The organism is Flavobacterium anhuiense (assembly GCF_001705175.1).
Taxonomy (GTDB): domain Bacteria; phylum Bacteroidota; class Bacteroidia; order Flavobacteriales; family Flavobacteriaceae; genus Flavobacterium; species Flavobacterium anhuiense.
Genome location: NZ_CP016907.1, coordinates 4,911,002 through 4,933,100 on the forward strand (window position 1 = coordinate 4,911,002; position 22,099 = coordinate 4,933,100).

Consider the following 22,099-nt stretch of genomic DNA (forward strand, 5'->3'; position numbering starts at 1 on the left):
ATGCCTGAAGGTATGTTTAAATAATGTTCTAAATTTAAGCATTTTGTGGGAAAGTTTATTGCAACAAAGGCACCAAGACGTTAAGTTTTTTTAGTATGATGGAGTTAATCTCGCAATCCCGATAGCTATCGGGATTGCGAGCAAATTGCACTCCAACAAAAAAACTTAGTCCCTTAGTATCTTAGCAAATTAGCATCTTAAAAAAACTTTGTGCCTTAGCGTCTTCATGGCAAAACTAGCTAGTGGGTGTGCTCTCCTCCGCCCTTCATGGCAGACAGCAGATAAAATGCGCCTTTTGTCACAATTTTAGCATTTGCCGAAATATCATGTACGAACTTCACTTCGGTAAAACCCAAATCGGTTGTTCCCGGCATAACTTCTATTGCTTTAAAATGAATTTCTTTTTCATGAGCTTCTTCCTTTTCTCCTGCTGAATGTTCATGTTTTTCTTCCGCATGCTCTTCTTCTTCAATGAAGACAAAATACTTATCGGCATTTTTGACAACCGCATCTTTTGGAAGAGCTGGGACAGTGGTGTTTGTAATATTGATATTTGCCGAAACATACATTCCCGGAATCAGCCCTTTGGCATCAGCAGGATCGATTTTAGCGTGAACAGCAACGGTTTTGCTTTCGTTAGAAAAAGATTTATTGATTCCGAAAATCTTTCCTTTAATCGATTTATTGGATTGATTCGTTAAGACAAAATCAATGACTTGACCAATCGAAATGGATCCCAAATCTTTCTCATACACATTCAAATCCAAATGCATCTGACTGTTGTCAACCACTTCAAAAAGCGAAACCCCTGTATTCGCAAAAGCGCCTTTCGCAATATTGATTTTTCCAACAAAACCATTTATCGGGGAAACAATTGGAACGACAGACGAACTTCCTTTTGTATTCACATGCAAAGCATCAAGTTTATTTTTTGCCGCTTGTGCGCGAGCTCTTTCTGCTGCTAATTTCGCTTTTACTTCCTGAAAAGTCTTTCTCGGATTCACATTTTCATCACTCAAGGTTTTCTGGCGGTTATATTCTAACTGTAAATATTCAACATTGGCAACAGCCGATTGGTAATCTTCCTGCATTCCAATAACTTCCAGATTTTGAATTGTGGCCAATACTTTTCCTTTGTTTACATACGTTCCTTCCAAAACAAAAATGTCTTTAACCGTTCCGCCAATCAAAGTCGAAACTTCAGCAGAATTTTGCGGGGGAACCGTCGTATAACCATTTGCTTTAATGACTTTATTTAGGTTTCGATCTTCCACAAATCCAGTTTCAATTCCCACTGTTTTGTATTGAGAAACTGTTAACGCCACTTCTGTAGTTGATTTTTCTTCTTCCTGTGGTTCTTCTGTCTTTTTTTCGCTACAACTAATTAAGGTAACCGCAAGGCACGCAATCCCGATAGCTATCGGGAGCAAAGCACGCAAGGAAATTAAACTTTGCGAACTTTGCGTTAAAATCTTTGCGCTCTTTGCGGTTAAATTATTTTCAGATATATTTTTCATTTTTAATTGTTTTTGATAGTTGGAAATTGAAGTTCGATCGCACTTTGATTATAGCTGTGCGTTGCCTCTGCAAATTGTTTTTTAATATCGATTGCTTGATTTAGAAAGCTTATATAAGACCAGTAACTCATATCACCATTAGCATAACTTTTTTGAGCCGTTTCAATAATCTGATTAGCGTATTGCAAACCTTCATTTTTATAATAATTTAGGTTCTTCTGCTGTTTTTGAAAGTTGTTCTGCAATTCTTCTCGTTGCAGATTCAGCATCATTTTGTTTCTATCTAAAGCCAATTGAGACTGCGAAACACTAATTTCTGCTGCTTTTGCTTTAGTAGTATTAACACCTCCAAACAACGGAATCTGCAAACCTGCCGTAAATCCCTGAAACAAAGATTCAGTATTTATCGTCTGTGCAAAATATCCTAAACCAACTTTTGGCGTACGCAGCGCCTTAAGTGTTCCTGCCTCTTTCTGATATACTGAAATTTGCTGCTGATAAAAATCGGTCATTAGAACTTCTGCTTTTGTATTTTCCTGACTTTCTATAAAAGTGTATTGCAAAGCGGTATTTGAATCAGGAACTATATTTTCATCTGTCTGAATGAAAAACTGCAATTGTTTCTGATAAATCGCCAAATCGTATTCTAACTGTGCTTTCTGGGTTTCAATTTCTTTTACTTTTGCTTTCGCGCTGATGACTTCAATGTTTCCGCTTTCCCCTGTTTTAAAACGCAGTTCAGCATTTTTTAGAAATTTTGTATAAATATCATTCAATTCTGAATTGAGTTTCTGTATCGAAATGCCATACAAATATTGATAATACGCCAATGTAACCGCTTTTTCGATTTCATAAGAAGACAGCGCTTTTCGTTTCTCCGCTAATTTTGCCAATTCTTCCTGCAATTGTCGGTTGGCTTTTGTAATATTTCCTAGAGGAAAAAACTGCTGTACCGAAACATTATGATCAAAATCGACACTATTGAATTGACCGCCCTGATACTGTACTTGCAAAGGATCTGGCTGAAAAGCTGCTTTTTTGAGAACGGTTTGTTTTTCGATTTCTTTATCGGCAATTTTTAAATCGATGTTGTTTGCTTTTGCTAGTTCTATGGCTTTTTCCAGACTTATCATTTGCTGTGCTTGCAAGGGTAAGGCAACCAATAGAAACGCAATTAACCGCAAAGTTCGCAAAAGAAGCGCGAAGTTCGCAAAGGTTATTTTTCTTAAACTGTATAATAACTTTTTCATTTTCTTTAAATTTTTCTTAGTGTTCTTCGCGTAAATCTTTGCGCTCTTTGCGGTTAAACTTCTCCAACAATAAATACAAAATTGGCAAAACAATTAAGGTTAATAAAGTCGCTGAAATTAATCCGCCGATTACTACGGTTGCCAGAGGTTTCTGCACTTCTGCTCCGCCGCTTGTGGATAATGCCATTGGCAGAAATCCTAATGAAGCTACGGCTGCGGTCATTAAAACAGGACGCAAACGTGTTTTCGTTCCAATCAAGATTCTTTGAAACGGATCTGAAATTCCTTCTGTTTTTAATTGATTGAAATACGAAATCAGTACAATTCCGTTTAGAACGGCAATTCCGAACAAAGCGATAAAACCAATTCCGGCAGAAATACTAAAGGGCATTCCTCTCAGCGAAAGCGCAAAAACACCTCCAATCGCCGATAACGGAATCGCACTAAAAATTAGCAACGCTTGTTTGGCGCTTTTAAAAGTAAAATACAGTAAGACCAAAATAAGTCCTAAAGCAATTGGCAAGGCTACAGAAAGTCGTTTGGATGCTTCAATCAGATTTTCAAATTGTCCTCCATAAGTCACATAATAACCAGCTGGAAGTTTGAAACTTTTGTCCAGTTTTACTTGAATTTCTTCTACGACACTTTTAATGTCTCTTCCGCGAACATTTAATCCAACCGTTATTCTTCGTTTTCCGTCTTCGCGAATGACTTGTACAGGGCCTTGCTCATATTCGACAGAAGCCACTTGCGAAAGCGGCACTTGCTGGCCGCTTGGAAGCGGAATAAACAAATTGCTCACATCTGTTATATCGCCACGATTGTTTTCGTCCATTCTCACCACAACATCAAACCTTTTGCTTTCGTCATAAATTTTTCCTGCCACTTCTCCCGCAAAAGACGAACGGATGATTTGGTTAATGTCTGAAATATTCAGCCCGTATAGCGCGATTTTATCATAATCATATTTAATGGTAATCTGTGGCAATCCTGTTACTTTATCAGCTTTTAAATCTCCAATTCCATCAATTCCTTTTATTTTCGAAATCAATTCTGCTGCTTTGGCATCCAGTATTTCCAAATCGTCTCCAAAAATCTTGATCGCAATATCAGAACGGCTTCCTGTCATTAATTCATTAAAACGCATCTGAATGGGTTGCGAAATCTCGATATTCGCACCAGGAATAATTTCCATCTCCTTTTTCATGGCATTGGCGATTTCTTCCCAATTTCGGTATTTGCTTCTCCATTCTTTCTTGTCTTTTAAAACAATAATCAAATCCCCACTTTCAATTGGCATGGGATCGGTTGGAATTTCACCGCTTCCTATTTTGGTCACAATAGTTTTGATTTCTGGGAATTTGGCTTTTAGAATCTGTTCATATTTAGTCGCAGTTTCAACCATCTGCGTAAGTGAACTTCCCGTCATAATAGTGGCATTGATTGCCAAATCGCCTTCTTCGATTGTCGGGATAAATTCGCCTCCCATGTTTTGGAAAACAATAAAGGCAAAAGCAAAAAGTCCAACAGCGACTGAAAGCACCACTTTTTTAAACTCTAAAGCTTTTTTCAATAAAGGCGTATATAGGCTTTCTAACCATGCCATCATGCGGTCGCTTAAATTTTCTTTGTGCTCTGTTTTTTTTGAAAGAAATAAAGCGCTCATCATCGGGATATAGGTCAGAGAAAGAATAAAAGCTCCGATAATGGCAAAACCAACAGTCATAGCCATTGGTTTGAACATTTTTCCTTCGGTTCCGATTAAAGCTAGGATTGGCAAATAGACTATTAAAATGATAATTTCGCCAAAAGCGGCGCTGTTTCTTATTTTTGAAGCCGAATTATAAACCTCAATGTCCATTTCTTCCTGCGTTAATTCTTTTTTGCTTTTGAATTTCTGGAGATGATGCATCGTGGCTTCCACGATAATAACGGCACCGTCGACTATGATTCCAAAATCTATGGCACCAAGACTCATTAGGTTTCCGCTTACGCCAAAGGCATTCATTAAAATAACGGCAAACAGCATCGCCAGAGGAATTACTGAAGCGACAATGAGTCCTGCACGAAGATTTCCTAAAAATAAAATCAAGACAAAAATGACGATTAATGCTCCTTCTAATAAATTCTTTGCGACGGTACTAATAGAGTTATCTACGAGTTTTCCTCTATCAATAAAAGCTTCCGCAACCACTCCTTCTGGAAGGCTTTTGTTTATCTGCTCCATTTTTTCGTGAACACGGTTTACAACAGCGCTCGAATTTTCGCCTTTCAGCATTAAAACCATTCCGGAAACAATTTCACCTTTTCCATCTTTGGTCGAAGCTCCATAACGTAATGCAATGCCTTCGCGAACCTGTGCTACATTTCGAACCAAAACAGGCGAACCATTTCGGTTTTTCACCACTACATTTTCAAGATCTTTTATGCCTTTAGCCATTCCGACACCGCGGATAAAATAGGTATACTGATCTTTTTCAATATAAGCGCCTCCCGTATTTTGATTGTTTTTTTCTAGCGCCTCAAAAATTTCGGTAATCGTAACGCCCAAACTATTGAGCATATTTGGGTTTACGGCAATTTCGAACTGTTTGAGTTTTCCTCCCCAAGAACTTACCTCGGCAACGCCTTTAATTCCCTGCAATTGTGGAATAATAATCCAATCTTGAATAGTTCTCAATTCAATTGCACTGTATTTATTTTCGTAGCCTTTTTTGGCATAAACGTCATATTGGTATATCTCTCCCAATCCTGTCGAAATGGGCGCTAATTCAGGAGAATTTACATAATCGGGAATGTTTTCTTCGGCTTGTTTTAAGCGCTGAAATATCTGTTCACGAGCCCAGTAAATGTCAACATCGTCTTCAAAAACAACAGTTACTACGGATAATCCGAAACGGGAAATACTGCGTAGTTCTATTACTTTTGGAACTGTTTTTACAGCTCTTTCTAAGGGATACGTAATTAATTGCTCGACTTCCTGACTTGCCAGTGTTGGCGAAGTTGTAATAATCTGAACCTGATTGTTGGTTACATCTGGAAGGGCATCGAGCGGTAACTTTTTAAGCGAATAACTTCCCCAAGCTATAAGCGCAAGGGTAAATAATAGTATTACGAATTTGTTTCGTATACTGAATTGAATGATTTTATCTAACATTTGAATATATAATGACGTGAGAAATTAGACAATAAATTGCCTGTAAATCTGTGGAAAGTCCACAACTCTCTCGCCCGTTTCCGATCTTTATCGGACAGGCATAATCATTATGCTATCTGAGGGGGTTGCCAAATACTTCCGTAGAAATTGGAAATAAAAACAGAATTATAATTGGGTAAAGCAATTGAAATTTGATTGTAAGCTTTAGGGAATTCAAAACTTACAGCAGAATGGTAACTTAAAACCTGTACACCGCAACAATTGCAGGCGCAAAACGGAGAACATAAATCGTTGGTTTTATCATGAGAATGATTGTCTTCTGAAGCAAACTGAGCTGTTTTATGCATCGCACTGTTTACTTCCATATCCGCGCATGGCATATTAGACAACGCCAGCAGATAAATTGACAATATGATTCTTATCCATTTCACAGTTGTAAAAATACAATTTATTCTTTAATTTTTCATTGGGCGAAATAATAATAGCAAAATAAAATATCGTCTAATGGTCTGAAAATTATTCCAATAGTTTTTTATTTTATTCAAAAATTTTATGAGCGGTAAGAAAATTTCGTTAACTTTAACAATGATTTTAACACTTCTTTAAGTTCCTAATTTTAATTCTTTAAAAAATCATTTTTCTATAAGCCAAAAAAATAACAAGAGATTCTCTACGCACATTAGTACAATTTTATTTTTCGCAGTCTAATTAATTAATTTTAAATATTCTAATCAATGAAATGTAAGACACTAATATCAGCCTCTTTATTATTTTTCAGCATGCAAATTTTCGGACAGGTTTATACCGATAAAATTGTAGGAGAAAAAAACCAGACATTAAAAGACAGTCTTAAAACAGAAAAATATCCTTATGCTCTTCCTATTTGGGGAGAAAAAGTAGCCCAAAAAGGATATAAACTTCCTTATTCAGCCGGTTTATCTGTAAACTGGTTTTGGCAGGAGTCTGATATTGTAATCAACAATCTGCAAATTGGCTTTAATCATGGACCACAATATAATTTAGATGAGATTGTACGATTTGACAAATCATCAGTTGAGGCTACCGCGTTAACGATCAGACCTGATATCTGGCTTCTTCCTTTTTTAAATATTTATGGAATTTTTGGAAAAGCTAATACTGCCACTAAAATTAATGCCGGAATTTGGATTCCAGATGCTGATAATAATTGGTCAGAAATAACTACTTTCAGCACCAGAGCCAATTTTAATGCCACGACATTTGGTCTGGGAATGACACCAACCATAGGTATTGGAGGCGGCTGGCTGGCTCTTGATATGAATATGGCTTGGACCGATATTAGTTCGCTTGACAAACCCGCCTTTTCTTATGTATTTGGACCTCGATTAGGAAAAACCTTTAAATTTAATAAACCAGACACAAATATAGCGGTTTGGGTCGGCGGATTTAGAGTTCATATTGCTGGAGATACAAACGGAGATCTGCCGTTATCTGATTTCATTAATTTAGAAGGAGCACAAGAAAAAGTAGATAATGGTCTGGCTAAAGTGGCAGAAAACCAAACCAAAGTAGACAACTGGTGGGATGGTTTAACTCCTGCCGAACAAAAAAATCCTGCTAATATAGCGAAGCATAATACGGCAAATAGAGCTTTAGAAAGCGCTGGCAATATTTTAAATACATTAGACGGAGCGCTGAGTACAGCTGAGAATTCTTCTGTGCAATATTCTCTTCAAAAAAGACCAAAAGATATGTGGAACTTTATCATTGGATCTCAATATCAGTTCAACAAACATTTTATGTTTCGAGCAGAATGTGGCTTCTTAGGCTCTCGAACACAGGTATTAGGAAGTTTTCAATACCGTTTTGGACTTTAATTCAAATGGCATGAAAAAAGGTTTTCTAATCTTTATCACATTTTTTTGTATTACCACGGCACAATCACAAGTCTTAATTTCGTTAATATTTGGAGATAAACTCAATTCAGAGTTTTTGGAATTTGGTTTGGAGGGCGGTGCTAATTTTTCTACGATTTCTAATATGAGCTCCTCTGCTTTGAACCCCGGTTTTAATCTTGGCTTTTATTTTGATTTGAAATCTAGAAAAAACCCCGCTTGGATGATCAATACTGGCGTAATTGTAAAATCGCCTATGGGAGCTCAGGATATTCCGGTGTATTCTTTAAATGATGAAAATCTCGATAACACTTTTGCCGGCGGTCATGTGAATCGTGAAATCCGTTATTTTAATGTTCCGATATTAATTAAATATCAATTCAAAAACAATATTTACCTCAAAACAGGACCTCAATTTGGTTTATTGGCCAAAGCCTTTGATGAGTTTAAAAACGAAATCAATAATGACGATGTGGTCTACAAGAAAAACATTAGAGATCAGATTCATGTTATAGATGCCGGACTTGCTTTTGGTGCTGGCTATCATATGAATGTTGGAAACGGTTTGAATGTCACTGTTCAATATTATTACGGACTCGTTACTGTAATGAAAGGTGATGGCCCGAACAATCAATTCAACAGATCTTTGTATGTTACAGCAGGAATTCCGATTGGAAAAGGTAAAGCGGCACAAAAAAGAGCTCAGAAAGAGGCTGAACTCAACAAAGTGGTTCTTCCTGAAGATGAGAAAAATTAAGAGATTGAAGATTTTAGATTGAGGATTAACGATTTTTTATTTCTTCCATCTGAAATCAAAAATCGTTAATTAAAAACCAGCAATATTAATTCCTTTTATAAATTCCAGAATTTCTTCTGTGCTTAAAACAAAGTCAGGAACTGTATGCAGAATGGCATTATTGGGCATAAAAGGCATTTCTGCTGAAAGCGGATTCTGAACAACACTTATTCCGCCAGCAGCTTGGATTGCCCTCAATCCGATTGTTCCATCTGAATTGGAACCTGAAAGTAATATTCCAATCAAATGTTCACCATATATTTCTGCCGCAGACTCAAAAGAGACATCTATGCTTGGCCTGCTATAGTTAACTTTTTCTGAAGTATCTAATGAAAGCGTTTCGTTTTTCTCAAACAATAAATGATAATTGGAAGGTGCGATATAAACAAACCCAGATTCAAATTTTACTTTATCTTCTACTTCTTTTACAGTAATTTTAGATTTTAAAGCAATTAAACTTTCTAAGGTTTGTTCGTCTGAGTTTTTTCTGTGAACCACAATTACAATCGCAAATGAAATTGGTTTTTCTATAAAAGGCAAAATCTGCAATAATGCCTGTAAACTTCCTGCCGAGCCGCCAATTATTACTACTTTACAATTTGTTATTCTTTTATTTTTCTCCATATTTTCTCTTTAGCAAATTGTTTGTATTTGGTCTGAGATATAGAATATTTTATCGTTTCTTTTGTTCCGAGTGCCAAAAAACCCAAAACAGCGAGACTGTCATCAAATAAATTAACGACTCTTTTCTGCAGATTATTATCAAAATAAATTAAAACATTGCGGCACAAAATAAGATCAAACTCATTGAATGAAGTGTCTGAAACTAAGTTATGTTGCGAAAAAACCATTTTTTCAGAAAGACTTTCATTAAATTTTGCAAAGCCGTAATTGGCGATGTAATAGTCTGAAAAATCCTGCTGTCCGCCAGCATCGCGATAATTATCAGCGTAATCTTTTATCATTCGTAATGGAAAGATACCGCTTTTTGCTGTTTCTAATACTGAAGCATTTATGTCTGTTGCATACAATATCGATTTATGCAGCAATCCAGCTTCTTTCAGCATAATAGCCATCGAATAGACTTCTTCTCCTGTAGAACATCCTGCATGCCAAATACGGATAAAAGGTTTGGTTCCTAATAGCGGAAGGACTTCTTTTCTGAGTGTCAAATAAAATGATGGATCGCGAAACATCTCGGTTACGTTAACCGTAATTTCGTCAATCATTCTTTTACAATATTCGGGATCAGTACGGACTTTGGACAAAAAATCATGAAAATGCTTAAATCCGTCTAAATAGAAAACACGGCTTACACGTCTTTTAAGTGAGGCTCTGGAATAACTTCCAAAATCAAAACCGTAATATTCGTAAACATCATTTATAAGAGTTTCTAATTCAATATCTTCAATCATAATTCATTTAAATTTCCTCCCAAAATCTGAAGTAATTTATCAACATCTACAGGTTTTGAGATATAAGCATCTGCTCCGGCTTGTAAACATTTTTCTTTATCTCCTGCCATTGCCTGCGCTGTTACGGCAACCACCAATGTGGATTTTTGTGATGGAATTGCTTTTATAAGCGGAATTGCCTCATAACCATCCATTTCGGGCATCATCATATCTATCAAAACGACATCTATCGATGAGTCTTCTTTTAATATTCTTAATGCTTCTTCGGCACTTAGACAAGAGATACAATCGTACGATTTTGCTTTTAAGGTATTCACCATAGCAAAAATATTTCTTGAATCATCATCTACAATCAACACACGTTTTTTTCCCATTTAAAGCATTTTAAAGATTAGATTTTATCATAAAGCCATACTCGCAGCAATGATAACAGCTGGTCAACATCTACAGGTTTTGTAATATAATCTGAGGCTCCCGCCTTAATACATTTCTCTCTATCGCCAGTCATTGCTTTGGCCGTTACTGCTATTACAGCTAAGTTAAGAAATTTAGGGTTGCTTCTTATCTTTTCTGCTGTTTCATAACCATCCATATTTGGCATCATCATATCCAGCAATACCACATCGGTATCTGGATTTTCATCTAAAATTTTAATCGCTTCTTTTCCGTCAAAAGCCGTAATGACATTCATTTTAAATGCTTCTAAAGCTTTTGAAAGCGAATATATATTTCGTACATCATCATCTACAATTAATACTTTTTTCTCGAACAGAATATTGTTCAGCGAATTCAGTTTTTTGTAGTTTTCTTTATTATTTCCTTCTTTCTTTTCTTCTACCAAATGAAGGAAAAGTGAAACCTCATCGAGCATTCTTTGATACGAATGTGCCGTTTTTACAATAATCGAATCGGCGTACTTTCTGATTTTTAATTCTTCTTTTATCGATAAACTTTTTCCGGTAAAGACAATCACTGGCAGATTTTCTAATCCTGGACTTTTCTTTACCCCATCTAAAATATCATAAGCCTGTTTGTCTGGAATTCCCATATCTAGAATCACGCAGTCTACATCTTCTTTGCTCAAAGCCGATAAACCTGCCGAAACTTCGCTTTTTATTTCAGAATTGATGCTATAAGTCTCCAAGAAATAAGCCAATGCCTTAGCGTGTTTCGGATTATCTTCAATAATTAAAACCTTTTGAGATTCTTTGTTTATGATATGTTCAATACGCATAAAGACTTCGGGAATTTTATCAAAAGCCACAGGTTTGTCTAAGAAATCCACGGCGCCTTTCAATAAACTTTCCTGCTTTAATTTGTGCGATGACATAATGTGCACCGAAATGTGCTTGGTTTGTGAATGATTTTTCAATTCTTCCAAAACTTGCCAGCCACTTTTTATTGGCAATTCGATATCCAATAAAATTCCGATTGGTTTGTAGATTAAGGCAAAATTTAAGGCATAATCACCTCTAACTGCTACTACACCTTTATATCCTTTTTTCTGCGTAAAAGCCAATAATGATTTGGCAAAACTTATGTCGTCTTCTACAATCAGAATTACTTTATCGCCTTCTACAATTGAATCTCTGTCATCTTCAATTTCTTCAGGAACGACTTCGCTGATATATTTTGGTTTTACCTCTTCGATTTCGGCAGTTTCTTCGACTTCTTCTACATGCGGAATTTTATCTGCTGTAACTTTATTGATTGCGAATCCAAAAACTGGAAGACACAACGTAAATGTACTACCTTCATTGACTTTACTATGCAGGATAATTTCTCCTCTCAATAGTTTAGCCAATTCACGGCTAATAGACAATCCTAGACCAGTTCCGCCATATTTACGTTTAGTCGAACCGTCTGCCTGCTGGAAAGCTTCGAAAATTAAAGGCTGTTTTTCTAACGGAATTCCGATTCCAGTATCTTTTACAATAAAGCAGATTATTTTATCATCGTCTGTATCTACTTTGATTTCAAGAGAAACAGTTCCTTTTTCGGTGAATTTAATGGCATTCGAAATCAAATTTTTCAAAATCTGCTCCAAACGCATTTTGTCTGTTTTAATAACGATTGGCGCTTCTTTGGCAATAATTTCAAAATTAATTCCCTTTTCTTTTGCCACCATATAAAACAGATTATGAAGGTTATCTGTAATTTCTTTGGTCGAAACATCTAAGAATTCGAGATCCATTTTACCCGCTTCAATCTTAGATAAATCAAGAATTTCATCAATTAATCCTAACAAACTGTTTCCTGAACTCTGAATTACTTTTGCAAATTCGATTTCTTCATTGTTCATCGTTTTATTGTTATTTTCAGACAACAAACGGCTCAACAATAAAATTGAATTAAGCGGGGTTCTCAATTCGTGAGACATATTGGCCAAAAACTCAGATTTGTAACGAGTTGTTAATTCTAAAGCTTCTGATTTTTTCTGAATTTCTGTATTTTTCTCTTCTAACAGAACGCTTCTTTCCGATAATTCTTCGTTGGTTTGCTCCAACTCTTCCTGTTGCACGCGGAGTTCTTCTTCCGAAGCTTGCAATTTTTCGGTTTGAGCTTCTAATTCTGCATTTATCGCTTCCAATTCGCTATGCTGAATCTGCAATTCTTCTGCCTGAGATTTCGTTTCTTCCAGCAGTTCCATAACTCTTTTACGGTTTTGCGTCGCTTTCAAAGCAATTCCGATATTATTGGCAACCATATTCAGGAACTCTAATTGCAGCACAGAAAAACCATAAATACTCGCCAATTCAACAGCACCTTCTACTTTAAAATCCATTAGCGGAAGCGCCACAATATGAGTAGGCTTAATTTCACCTAAAGCATAATTGATATGAATGTTATCTGGCGAAAGTGATTTTAATTCCAACATTTTACCCGAAACAATTGCTTGCCCGATCAGACCTTCACCCTTTTTAATGCGTTCTCTATTTTTACTCGGTATATAGCTATAACCTCCGGAAATTGCCATTTCTTCTCCATCTACAACATACAAAACCCCAGCACTGCTGTTGGTGTACTGGCATAAAAATTCGATAACATCCTTAGATAATTTCTGAATAGTCTTTTCGCCCAGCATTTTGTCATTCAAAGCTGCGACTCCTGACTGAAGCCATTCTTTTTGAGATAATAATTCGAAAGAATTTTTTAAAGAATCTTTCATCTCATGAATAGAAACTCCAAGAGCTCCCAAAGTATCAGATTTTCTATCATCAATCTGAACGTCATAATTTCCTCTAGAAATCTGAGATGCGATACCGCTTATTACTTGCAGCCTTTCAGCAGTTTCTTTATCTTTTTTCTCCAACTCATGCTGCAGCAAAGATCTTTCGTTGTAATCTTTTAGAATTCTAATCATAAAAACGATAGAAATAAGAAAAGCAATAAAAAAGGCAACAACGATTAAAATCAAACTATAATTGCCGTAGCGTTCTGAGTTTAAATTGCGTTCTTCTAAAAGTTTTTGTTCTGTATTTTCTACTTTTCTGATGATTGCTCTTATCTCATTCATCATTTTCCTTCCTTCATTCAGGTCGAAAATAAGCGTTTGTTTGCTTAAACGTTTTTTTACAATTTGATTGTTTAAATACTTAAAGAAACCAGAACGTTTGTTTCGCAACTCTTCTAATAATTTTCTCTGCGAAGGATTGTCGGATGTGAGTTCATCTAATTTTTCGAAATATTCATTTGATTTATTTTCAGCATCATTAAATCGCTCTACAAACTGTTCGTCGCCTGTAAGCAAATATCCCCTCATGCTGGTTTGGGCTTCGGTAATAATCGATGAACCTTCGTTTAGGTTATAAATTACATCTTGAGTATGATTGACCCAGAAATTACTATTTAGTAAACTTTTAATACTTATAAAAGAAGCAACCGAACTCACAGTAAGTACAAGCAGTGATACTAGTGAACTAATTAATAAATTTCTTTTAAAATTACCATTCATATATTCTAAGTTATTTTTATTCGTATTTTAAAGGAAGAACAATGATAAAACTTGCTCCTTCTCCCGGTTTACTTTTTGCAGTGATTAATCCGTTGTGTTTTTCTATGATTTTCTTCGCTATTGCCAATCCAATTCCAGTTCCTTCATAGGTTTGGCGGTCGTTTAGGCTTTGAAAGATAATGAAAATTCGATCCAGATACATTTCATCAAAACCGATTCCGTTGTCTCTTACTATTATTCTGCAAAATTTACCTTCTGGAGAAGTCGGACTTTCTATTGATTTCTCCAAAATGGTTTCTGAAGTGATTTCGATTATCGGCTTTTCTTCATTTCCAGAAAACTTCAAAGCATTTCCAATCAGATTTTGAAACACTTGGCGCATCTGACTCGGAATGCTGTCAACCGTTGGAAGTTCATTGGTTTTTATAATGGCATTTTTCCGTTCAATCAAATAATCAAAATCCCCCAATACTTCCTGCAAAACAACATTTAAATCTGTTTTTTCAGGTTTAACCTGTGCCGAAAGTCTCGAATAAGCCAAAAGATCGGTAATTAAAGTCTGCATTCTTTCTGCAGATTTTATCGTTCGATCAACATAATCTACCGCTTTATCATCTGCTTTTAAGTAAAGGTCTTTTATTATTTTGATGAAAATTTGAATTTTACGGATAGGTTCATTCAAATCGTGCGACACCACCCAAGAAAACTGCTGTAATTCATGATTTCGAAGTTCCAGTTCTTCATTTTTCTGAACCAGTTCTTTTGTCCTTTCTGCAATTTTAATTTCAAGATTGTCCTGCGCTTCTTTTCTAATTTTGATTTCTTTAGAAAGCAGGTCTTTCATAGCTTTAAGCTCGTTCTGCTGCTCGTAAATCTTAAGGAAAGTTTTTACTTTAAGTATCAGCAAATCAGAGTCTACAGGTTTTGTAATATACTCAACAGCGCCTGTTTCGTAACCTTTAAAAATATATTTTTTCTCGGTATTAAGAGCCGAAAGAAAAATTACGGGAATATCTTTGGTACGCTGATTTCCAGAAAGGATTTTTACCACTTCAAAGCCATCAAGTCCAGGCATTTGAACATCCATAATAATCAGACAGTAATCTGTTTTAAGGATTTTTTTTAGTGCCTCTTCTCCAGATTCAGCACTATCAACATCGATATTATGCAGCTCTAATGTCTTTTTTAGAGCGATAATATTCGCTCTTATATCGTCTACAATTAATACCATGTCGGAAAACTAAATCGGTTGTAAATCAAAACACTTAATTTTAAAATAAAATATAAAAATTTTCTTATTTCTTAAACAAATTGCAAAATTGTCTGTTAAAAAATGATGTGGAAATCTCAAATGTATAAAAAAAATAATGGGGACCTTTTTTATTTAAATCAAAAATCTTTACAAAATTCCCATCTTTTAACACTATTCTGAACGTTATATATGATTCCTAGCCTGTTAGAAATTCTTAATAAATGAACCTTTTTTGAAAACAGAAGTATTTTCATACGTGATTTACAATTTGTTTTTTATTGAGGTAAATAAAATTTCTTTTAAGACAAACAAAATTTTTGCTTAAAGCTAATTTTAAATAGCATATAATGTTTAAATACGCAGAAATCATGAAAAAGAAACAAACATTCCCCGAACAGAAACAAAATCTTCCTGGTAACGAATATATGATGACTCCCGAACCAGAAATTATACGAGAAAATTATACTGGAAGCGGCAAACTCTTAGGAAAAACCGCTTTTATTACGGGAGGCGACAGCGGAATTGGTCGAAGTGTTGCGGTACACTTTGCAAGAGAAGGCGCCAATATTGCCATTGTTTATTTAAAAGAAGACAAAGATGCTAAAGAAACAAAAGATCTAATTGAAAAGGAAGGCCAGCAATGTCTCTTAATATGTGGTGATTTGAAGGATGAAAAATTTTGTCGTGCCGCCATAAAAAAATGTCATACGACTTTTAAAAATATAAATATTTTGGTAAATAATGCGGCGGTACATTTTCCTCAAAATGAATTGGAAAAGATAACAAATGTACAGCTCCATAAAACTTTTGAAACGAATATTTATCCGTTTTTCTATATTACCAAGGCTGCGCTTCCTTTTTTAAAAGAAGGCGATACCATTATTAATACGACTTCTGTAACAGCTTTTCGCGGAAGCGAACATTTAGCGGATTATGCTAGTACAAAAGGCGCCATTGTAAGTTTTACGCGTTCGCTTTCGAGCATGTTGGCAAAAAGGAAAATACGTGTCAATGGTGTAGCGCCAGGACCAATTTGGACACCTTTGATTGTAGCCAGTTTCGATAAATTATCTGAATTTGGAAAAGACAATCCGATGGAAAGAGCCGGACAACCTTCTGAGGTGGCACCTGCTTATGTTTTTCTAGCTTCTGAAGACAGTAGTTATATTACAGGGCAATTTATTCATGTAAATGGAGGTGAATTGGTAGGTTAAAAAGGTTCTAAACTTTTTCTTTTTTAACCACTATCAAAGCCAAGATTTTATGCTTTGCTCTCGGAAAGACGCAGAGTCGCAAAGTTTTGTTTCTATAACTTAATGAAAGACTTCACGACTCTGCGTCTTTGCGAGATTATTTTCTAACCAACTTAAAAACAAATCTTATAGAAATGAATTATATAGACATCATAGGACTTTTTGCTGGAGCGTGTGTTACAATATCGACAATTCCGCAAATTTTGAAGGTTTGGAAAACCAAAAAAGTGAAGCAGATTTCGCTTAAAATGTTTGGCACGCTTACTTTCGGAATCGCGGTGTGGGTTATTTACGGCATTCTGAAAAACGATTTGCCGATTATTATCACCAACAGCATTTCGCTGATTTTAAATCTTACTATGGTTTACTTTATTATTTATTTTGAAAAAGAGCAGTAGCCTATAAAAATAAAAAAAACAGCTCGATCGAAGCTGTTTTTTATTGAAAAGTGAAGGATATAATAATGCTTACTAGCTAGCTAATTTTTGGTTGTAAGGTTCTAATTCTAAATATTTTTCCTTTAGAATTTTTGATTGTAAATTTCTTTTTAAAGATAGCACTGGCGCTACAAAATGTCCGAAATTGATTTCTGATAGCTTTTTGATTTCTGTCAGCTGTTTAGACGCAAAATTTAAAACAGGTTCAAACGGAGTCAGATAATTATAACTATGCTGAGCTATCTCTAACTGTACAATTTCGCGCAAAATGCTTTTCATTAGCAAATAACGAACCGTTCCTTGTTTCGGAATCGTTTTAAGTTCTTGAAACTTCTCTCCTATTTTTGAGCCCTCAGCTCCGATATAAATATAATTTCCAGATTCATGCGTAAATCTTTTTTTAATCTGAAAAGCAAAATCAGCATTTGCTGCATCATTTACATTTGTTGGTATTCCAATTAATGAAAACTGGATCTTTTTATGGCTTTCAAAGCACAATACGCTATTTATTGAAGACGAATTGCTCATAATACCCGATTGCTGCTCTTTTAAACGTTTAACAGCTCCATTTGCTCCAAAACGGTGCAATACGCTTCCCTTTTCGCAATACACAAAAAATACAGGCAAATAAGGATTGGATTCAATACTTAAATTAACATCTTGATTGAAAGTCAAATCAAAATTGAGGTATGACATTTCTTTCTCAAAACGCACTCCAGAAATATTCCCAGTTGCCCATTTTGATTTTACTGCCAGTCTATATTCATTGGCTGTAATAGATAAGTCTCCGCCAAAGCTTTCTTTCAAATTATTAAAAACAGCGTCAAAGCTTCCAGTATTTATGTAAAGTTTTTTCATGTATTAGAATTTTGGTTTTTAATGAATGAGTTAGTAGTTATTTACGCACAAAAACTAACTTTGGTTTTTATTTCATTTCTATAATCCAAATTTCGTTTATATTGGAAGCTAAATCTTTATAGAATTTTGCGGAGAAATTTCATAATTTTTATTTCTATGATTCTAAGGTTCTAAGATGCTGAGTTTTTAAGTTTCTTAGAACTAGAAAATTTTACCCATCAAAGTCTTAGTAACTTAAAAACTTTCAAAAAAAAGCTGGAAAAATCTTAGCATCTTAGAACCTTAGGAATTTGGAACCTAAAAAAAAGCAGCTGCCTCAAATAAATTTGAAACAACTGCTCATCAGCAAAATAAAAATACCAATCTATTTTTATTCTTTTAAGTCAATTCGTTTATATCAGCATTTTTAGAATAATTGGCTTTCGGAATATCTTTAAAAAATTCGGCTTCTTCTAAATCGGCCATCGGGCCATATCCTAATAAATGTGTTCCTTTTCTTTTATCTCTTGTTTCTATAACATACAAAATCGACATATCATCAGGATCGCTCATTCCTTCATATCGATGATGAGCTACAATAAATATATCTTCAGGTTTGTAGGCTTCTTTTGTTTCTGCATCTATTAAACGATCATTTTCGAATAGATAACTAGCAGTATAACCTTCGTCCTGATATCTCTTTATATTGTCGGTTTCATGTTTTGAATCTTCTCGTTTCATATCTTTTAACTTTATCTGTTTATCAAATTTCCGTATAGAAACAAGATAAAATTAACTCAATTGATTTTAATGTTGCCTCATTCAAAAATCGCTTTTAAATGAATATTTATTTTTTCTTAATTTTAGCTAAGGCTAATTTGAAACACTAGAAAACATTGAAAAATTAGCTGATTTTGAGACCAATAAATACAACCCTTAAATGAGTAAAAATTATTCTTTTCTGGCAAATGGAGGAGAAATGGGACAACTAATCCGTGCTAAAGATTGGAGCAAAACGGCTATTGGACCAGTAGAATTATGGCCACAGAGTCTGCGTACAACTTTAGGAATTCTGTTAAACTCCAAGTTCCCCATGTTTTTGTTTTGGGGGCCAGATCATATATGCTTTTATAATGACGCCTATCGTCCTAGTTTAGGAAATGATGGCAAACATCCCGCTATTCTTGGCGAAAAAGGTGCCGATTACTGGCCAGAAATCTGGGATTTCATAAAACCTTTAATCGATCAAGTTTTTGATAAAGGCGAAGCAACATGGCATGAAGACCAATTGTTGCCGATTTACAGAAATGGTAAAATGGAAGATGTATACTGGACTTTTAGCTACAGTCCTGTGAATGATGAAAATGGAAAAACAAACGGTGTTTTGGTAATCTGCAATGAAACCACTGAACAAGTGCTTACACGCAAAAATCTGGAAGAAAGTGAAAGACGTTTTAGAAACACTGTAAAACAAATCCCGCTTGGCATCTGTATTTTAAAAGGAGCAGAATTCATTGCTGAAATGGCTAATGCAACGTATCTTCATATTGCAGGCAAAGAAGAAAGTGATATTTTAAACCAACCTATCTTTGATTCGTTTCCTGAAACTAAAGAAGCTGTTTATCCCTTGCTAAAAAACGTCTTTGAAACTGGAATTCCTTATTCTCAAGATGAATTTGCTGTAACTCTAAATAGATATAACAAACAGGAATTAGCCTACTTCAATGTCGTTTTTTATCCTTTAAAAGAAGAAAACAATACTATAACAGGAATCATAGTAGTGGCTTATGAAGTAACAGAAGATGTAAAAGGAAGACATCTGCTCACAGAAAATGAAGTTGCGTTTCGCAATATTGTTATGGAATCTCCTATTGCAATGGCAATTTTTAGAGGAAAAGATTATGTAATCGAAATGGCCAATAAAGCCATGATGAAGGATATTTGGCAGAAAGAAGAAAAAGACTTTATTGGTCGTCCCTTATTGGAGGTTTTTCCAGAATTATACAATCAGAAATATCCTGAAATATTGCACGAAGTGCTCACAACTGGAAAAAAAATCAGCGAAAATGAAGCTGTTACCCATATTAATATTAAAGGAAAGCTTAAAAAATTCTACCTCGATTATGAATTTACGACGTTATATGAAAAAAATGGAAAAGCTTCTGGAATTATGTGCACCGTTTATGACGTAACTTCTAAAGTCAAAGCTCGCAAAAAAGTGGAGACTACAGAAGAAAGAGCACGTTTGGCAACTGAAATTGGAAAAATTGCTACCTGGGATTTAAATCTTAAAACCAAAAAGTTACTTTATAGCGATAACATTCTAGATATCTTCGGATTTGAAAAAGGAACTAAAATAATACATGAAGACGTTCGAAGCCGTATTCTTCCTAAAGACGAACATATTGTTAAAGAGGCTTTTGAAAAAGCGTTAAAGGAAGGCATTTACAAATATGAAGCTCGCATTTTAAAAGTAGACAATTCAATTGGATGGATTAAAATGCATGGCAAAATCTTTTTTGATGAAAATAATATTCCTTCAAAAATGATTGGAACTGTAATGGATGTAACTGTAGAAAAAAATATGCAGCATGTTCTAGTAAAAAGCGAGCAAAAGTTTCGACTCCTCGCCGATTCTATGCCCCAACTTATCTGGACAAGCGATACATTGGGGAATCTAAATTATTTTAATGAAACCGTCTACAACTATTCTGGACTTTCTAAAGAAGAAATTGAAAAGAATGGCTGGCTTCAGATCGTGCACCCAGACGATCGAGAAGAAAATGTAAAACTCTGGATGGAATCAGTAAAAACGGGACATGATTTTCTTTTTATCCACCGATTTAAACGTTATGATGGCGAATACAGATGGCAGCTCAGCCGTGCCGTTGCCCAATTGGACGAGTCTGGAAAAGTGACCATGTGGGTGGGAAGCAGTACCGATATAGAAGAACAAAAAAACTTTACCAATCAGCTGGAAGAACAGATTATTGAACGCACAACGCAACTGGAACTCAAAAACAGAGATCTGGTCAATATGAATATAGAACTGCAGTCATTTGCTTATATATCGAGTCATGATCTTCAGGAACCTTTGCGTAAAATCCAGACTTTTGCTAGCCGATTGGCCGATTTGGATGAGCAGAATATTTCGGCGAATGCCAAAACCTATTTAAACAGGATTGAGTTTTCGGCTAAAAAAATGCAAAATTTAATACAGGATTTATTAACCTATTCCCGCGCCAATTCTGCCGATCGTATATTTACAAAAATTAAAATAGACGAAATCGCTGAAGAAGTAATCAGTGATTTTTCAGATCGCATTGAAGAAAAAAATGCCATTGTAGAATATCACGATTTGGGAGAAGCAACACTGATACAGTTCCAATTTAGACAACTACTTCACAATCTGGTGGAAAATGCCCTAAAATTTTCACGTCCTGGCGTTCCTCCAAAAGTAAAAATATCAGTTAAAAAAGTTGATGGAAAATCGCTTCCAAATGCTGAATTTAAAGACAAAAAATACCACCATCTCCAAGTTTCGGATAACGGAATTGGTTTTGAGCTCGTTTATAAAGAAAAAATCTTTGAAGTTTTCCAGCGTTTAAACACCGAGAGCGAATATCGAGGAACAGGTATTGGCCTTGCAATTGTGAAAAAAATTGTAGAAAACCATAAAGGCTTTATCACTGTTGATAGTGAAAAAGGAAAAGGTTCTGTCTTTAATATTTATATTCCAGATTTATCTGAAATCAGTATTTAAATACAAAATTGGATTGGGTCGGGATAAACTTTTTCCAATCAATTTGTATTGCGTGTTCTATTGCTTTTATAATATCACTCATTAAAACGGGTTTGGTAATAAAGCAATTGGCTCCAAGTTTAAGACATTTTTCAATATTACCTGGCTCACTCGAAGTGGAATAAATGACTACTGGAATGTCTTTTTTGTCATCAGAACTTCTTAGTTCTTCCAAAACGTCAAATCCATTTTTTCCAGGCATATTTAAATCCAAGAAAATCACGGATGGAACAACAGATGATTCCGAAATGGCATTCAAAAAATTTTGACTTCCAGAATATGTTTGCAGCTTAATATTATGGGGAATAGATTCTACGGCATCTGCAAAAATACATAAATCATCTTCGTCGTCATCAGTATAGAATATGGTGAAATCTGTCATCGTATTTTTGGCTTAGAATTTTAATATGCCCAAATATAGTGCAATTTTATCTAATAAATAGGATTTAGATTTAATTTCTTACAAAGTAAATTGAAATATCATAATTTATAAGTTTAATTATATAAGCTGAAAAAGTGTAAAAATCTCCAACTTTACTTTAATATTTTTCAGA

Annotated in this window: 17 protein-coding genes; 5 read left to right on the forward strand and 12 right to left on the reverse strand. The window is 35.0% G+C overall.

The window, feature by feature from the left end:
* Positions 1-239: 239 nt before the first annotated feature.
* From BB050_RS20660 to BB050_RS20675, 4 genes are all read right to left on the reverse strand, one after another.
* Complete coding sequence (locus BB050_RS20660; RefSeq protein ID WP_066034951.1) at positions 240-1,517, reverse strand: efflux RND transporter periplasmic adaptor subunit; 1,278 nt, start codon at positions 1,515-1,517, stop codon at positions 240-242.
* A gap of 2 nt (positions 1,518-1,519) precedes the next feature.
* A complete protein-coding gene (locus BB050_RS20665; RefSeq protein WP_066034952.1) occupies positions 1,520-2,767 on the reverse strand; it encodes a TolC family protein in 1,248 nt (415 codons plus the stop codon).
* Between the two features lie 16 nt (positions 2,768-2,783).
* Positions 2,784-5,924, reverse strand: a complete 3,141-nt coding sequence (locus tag BB050_RS20670; protein WP_066034953.1) for an efflux RND transporter permease subunit — start codon at positions 5,922-5,924, stop codon at positions 2,784-2,786.
* A gap of 107 nt (positions 5,925-6,031) precedes the next feature.
* Positions 6,032-6,304: a DUF6660 family protein gene (locus BB050_RS20675; protein WP_066034954.1), complete on the reverse strand. Its 273-nt coding sequence runs from the start codon at positions 6,302-6,304 to the stop codon at positions 6,032-6,034.
* Between the two features lie 354 nt (positions 6,305-6,658).
* Between BB050_RS20675 and BB050_RS20680 the strand changes: the two genes are divergently transcribed.
* Together BB050_RS20680 and BB050_RS20685 are read left to right on the forward strand one after the other, a co-directional pair.
* Entirely contained in the window at positions 6,659-7,780 is a 1,122-nt protein-coding gene (locus BB050_RS20680; RefSeq protein WP_008463216.1) for a hypothetical protein, read from the forward strand.
* 10 nt (positions 7,781-7,790) lie between these two features.
* Positions 7,791-8,555 carry a porin family protein gene (locus tag BB050_RS20685; protein ID WP_066034955.1) on the forward strand — a complete coding sequence of 255 codons (765 nt, stop codon included), beginning with the start codon at positions 7,791-7,793 and terminating at the stop codon, positions 8,553-8,555.
* Between the two features lie 69 nt (positions 8,556-8,624).
* On the opposite strand, the gene BB050_RS20690 is transcribed toward BB050_RS20685, so the two are convergent.
* The 5 genes from BB050_RS20690 to BB050_RS20710 are packed head-to-tail and all read right to left on the reverse strand — an operon-like array spanning position 8,625 to position 15,195.
* Positions 8,625-9,218 carry a chemotaxis protein CheB gene (locus BB050_RS20690; protein WP_008463214.1) on the reverse strand — a complete coding sequence of 198 codons (594 nt, stop codon included), beginning with the start codon at positions 9,216-9,218 and terminating at the stop codon, positions 8,625-8,627.
* Positions 9,197-10,009 (reverse strand): CheR family methyltransferase, encoded by an 813-nt coding sequence (locus tag BB050_RS20695; protein WP_008463213.1) that lies wholly within the window; start codon positions 10,007-10,009, stop codon positions 9,197-9,199. The genes BB050_RS20690 and BB050_RS20695 overlap by 22 nt, the downstream gene beginning before the upstream one ends.
* Positions 10,006-10,383, reverse strand: a complete 378-nt coding sequence (locus BB050_RS20700; protein ID WP_008463212.1) for a response regulator — start codon at positions 10,381-10,383, stop codon at positions 10,006-10,008. The genes BB050_RS20695 and BB050_RS20700 overlap by 4 nt, the downstream gene beginning before the upstream one ends.
* A gap of 17 nt (positions 10,384-10,400) precedes the next feature.
* On the reverse strand, positions 10,401-13,964 hold the full coding sequence (locus tag BB050_RS20705; protein ID WP_066034956.1) for a response regulator: 3,564 nt from the start codon (positions 13,962-13,964) through the stop codon (positions 10,401-10,403).
* A gap of 16 nt (positions 13,965-13,980) precedes the next feature.
* The gene (locus tag BB050_RS20710; RefSeq protein WP_066034957.1) at positions 13,981-15,195 is read right to left on the reverse strand and encodes a hybrid sensor histidine kinase/response regulator; all 1,215 of its coding nucleotides are present in this window, start codon (positions 15,193-15,195) and stop codon (positions 13,981-13,983) included.
* 389 nt (positions 15,196-15,584) lie between these two features.
* On the opposite strand from BB050_RS20710, the gene BB050_RS20715 reads away from it, so the two are divergent.
* Together BB050_RS20715 and BB050_RS20720 are read left to right on the forward strand one after the other, a co-directional pair.
* Positions 15,585-16,430 carry an SDR family oxidoreductase gene (locus tag BB050_RS20715; protein WP_066035250.1) on the forward strand — a complete coding sequence of 282 codons (846 nt, stop codon included), beginning with the start codon at positions 15,585-15,587 and terminating at the stop codon, positions 16,428-16,430.
* Positions 16,431-16,603: 173 nt separating this feature from the next.
* Complete coding sequence (locus BB050_RS20720) at positions 16,604-16,867, forward strand: SemiSWEET family sugar transporter (protein WP_008463204.1); 264 nt, start codon at positions 16,604-16,606, stop codon at positions 16,865-16,867.
* Between the two features lie 72 nt (positions 16,868-16,939).
* Here the strand turns inward: BB050_RS20720 and BB050_RS20725 are convergent, their stop codons facing one another.
* Positions 16,940-17,764, reverse strand: a complete 825-nt coding sequence (locus tag BB050_RS20725) for a hypothetical protein (RefSeq protein ID WP_066034958.1) — start codon at positions 17,762-17,764, stop codon at positions 16,940-16,942.
* Between the two features lie 378 nt (positions 17,765-18,142).
* Positions 18,143-18,484 carry a hypothetical protein gene (locus BB050_RS20730; RefSeq protein WP_008463201.1) on the reverse strand — a complete coding sequence of 114 codons (342 nt, stop codon included), beginning with the start codon at positions 18,482-18,484 and terminating at the stop codon, positions 18,143-18,145.
* A 199-nt stretch (positions 18,485-18,683) separates the two neighbouring features.
* Between BB050_RS20730 and BB050_RS20735 the strand changes: the two genes are divergently transcribed.
* Positions 18,684-21,506 carry a PAS domain-containing sensor histidine kinase gene (locus BB050_RS20735; protein WP_066034959.1) on the forward strand — a complete coding sequence of 941 codons (2,823 nt, stop codon included), beginning with the start codon at positions 18,684-18,686 and terminating at the stop codon, positions 21,504-21,506.
* Here BB050_RS20735 and BB050_RS20740 read toward each other — a convergent pair.
* Positions 21,496-21,927, reverse strand: a complete 432-nt coding sequence (locus BB050_RS20740; protein WP_008463197.1) for a response regulator — start codon at positions 21,925-21,927, stop codon at positions 21,496-21,498. The two genes, BB050_RS20735 and BB050_RS20740, sit on opposite strands and share 11 nt — an antisense overlap.
* Positions 21,928-22,099 lie beyond the last annotated feature (172 nt).

Coding starts and splice junctions, on each gene's coding strand:
- BB050_RS20660 (WP_066034951.1), bottom strand. CDS start 1,517: ATGAAAAATATATCTGAAAATAATTTAACCGCAAAGAGCGCAAAGATT.
- BB050_RS20665 (WP_066034952.1), bottom strand. CDS start 2,767: ATGAAAAAGTTATTATACAGTTTAAGAAAAATAACCTTTGCGAACTTC.
- BB050_RS20670 (WP_066034953.1), bottom strand. CDS start 5,924: ATGTTAGATAAAATCATTCAATTCAGTATACGAAACAAATTCGTAATA.
- BB050_RS20675 (WP_066034954.1), bottom strand. CDS start 6,304: ATGCCATGCGCGGATATGGAAGTAAACAGTGCGATGCATAAAACAGCT.
- BB050_RS20680 (WP_008463216.1), top strand. CDS start 6,659: ATGAAATGTAAGACACTAATATCAGCCTCTTTATTATTTTTCAGCATG.
- BB050_RS20685 (WP_066034955.1), top strand. CDS start 7,791: ATGAAAAAAGGTTTTCTAATCTTTATCACATTTTTTTGTATTACCACG.
- BB050_RS20690 (WP_008463214.1), bottom strand. CDS start 9,218: ATGGAGAAAAATAAAAGAATAACAAATTGTAAAGTAGTAATAATTGGC.
- BB050_RS20695 (WP_008463213.1), bottom strand. CDS start 10,009: ATGATTGAAGATATTGAATTAGAAACTCTTATAAATGATGTTTACGAA.
- BB050_RS20700 (WP_008463212.1), bottom strand. CDS start 10,383: ATGGGAAAAAAACGTGTGTTGATTGTAGATGATGATTCAAGAAATATT.
- BB050_RS20705 (WP_066034956.1), bottom strand. CDS start 13,964: ATGAATGGTAATTTTAAAAGAAATTTATTAATTAGTTCACTAGTATCA.
- BB050_RS20710 (WP_066034957.1), bottom strand. CDS start 15,195: ATGGTATTAATTGTAGACGATATAAGAGCGAATATTATCGCTCTAAAA.
- BB050_RS20715 (WP_066035250.1), top strand. CDS start 15,585: ATGAAAAAGAAACAAACATTCCCCGAACAGAAACAAAATCTTCCTGGT.
- BB050_RS20720 (WP_008463204.1), top strand. CDS start 16,604: ATGAATTATATAGACATCATAGGACTTTTTGCTGGAGCGTGTGTTACA.
- BB050_RS20725 (WP_066034958.1), bottom strand. CDS start 17,764: ATGAAAAAACTTTACATAAATACTGGAAGCTTTGACGCTGTTTTTAAT.
- BB050_RS20730 (WP_008463201.1), bottom strand. CDS start 18,484: ATGAAACGAGAAGATTCAAAACATGAAACCGACAATATAAAGAGATAT.
- BB050_RS20735 (WP_066034959.1), top strand. CDS start 18,684: ATGAGTAAAAATTATTCTTTTCTGGCAAATGGAGGAGAAATGGGACAA.
- BB050_RS20740 (WP_008463197.1), bottom strand. CDS start 21,927: ATGACAGATTTCACCATATTCTATACTGATGACGACGAAGATGATTTA.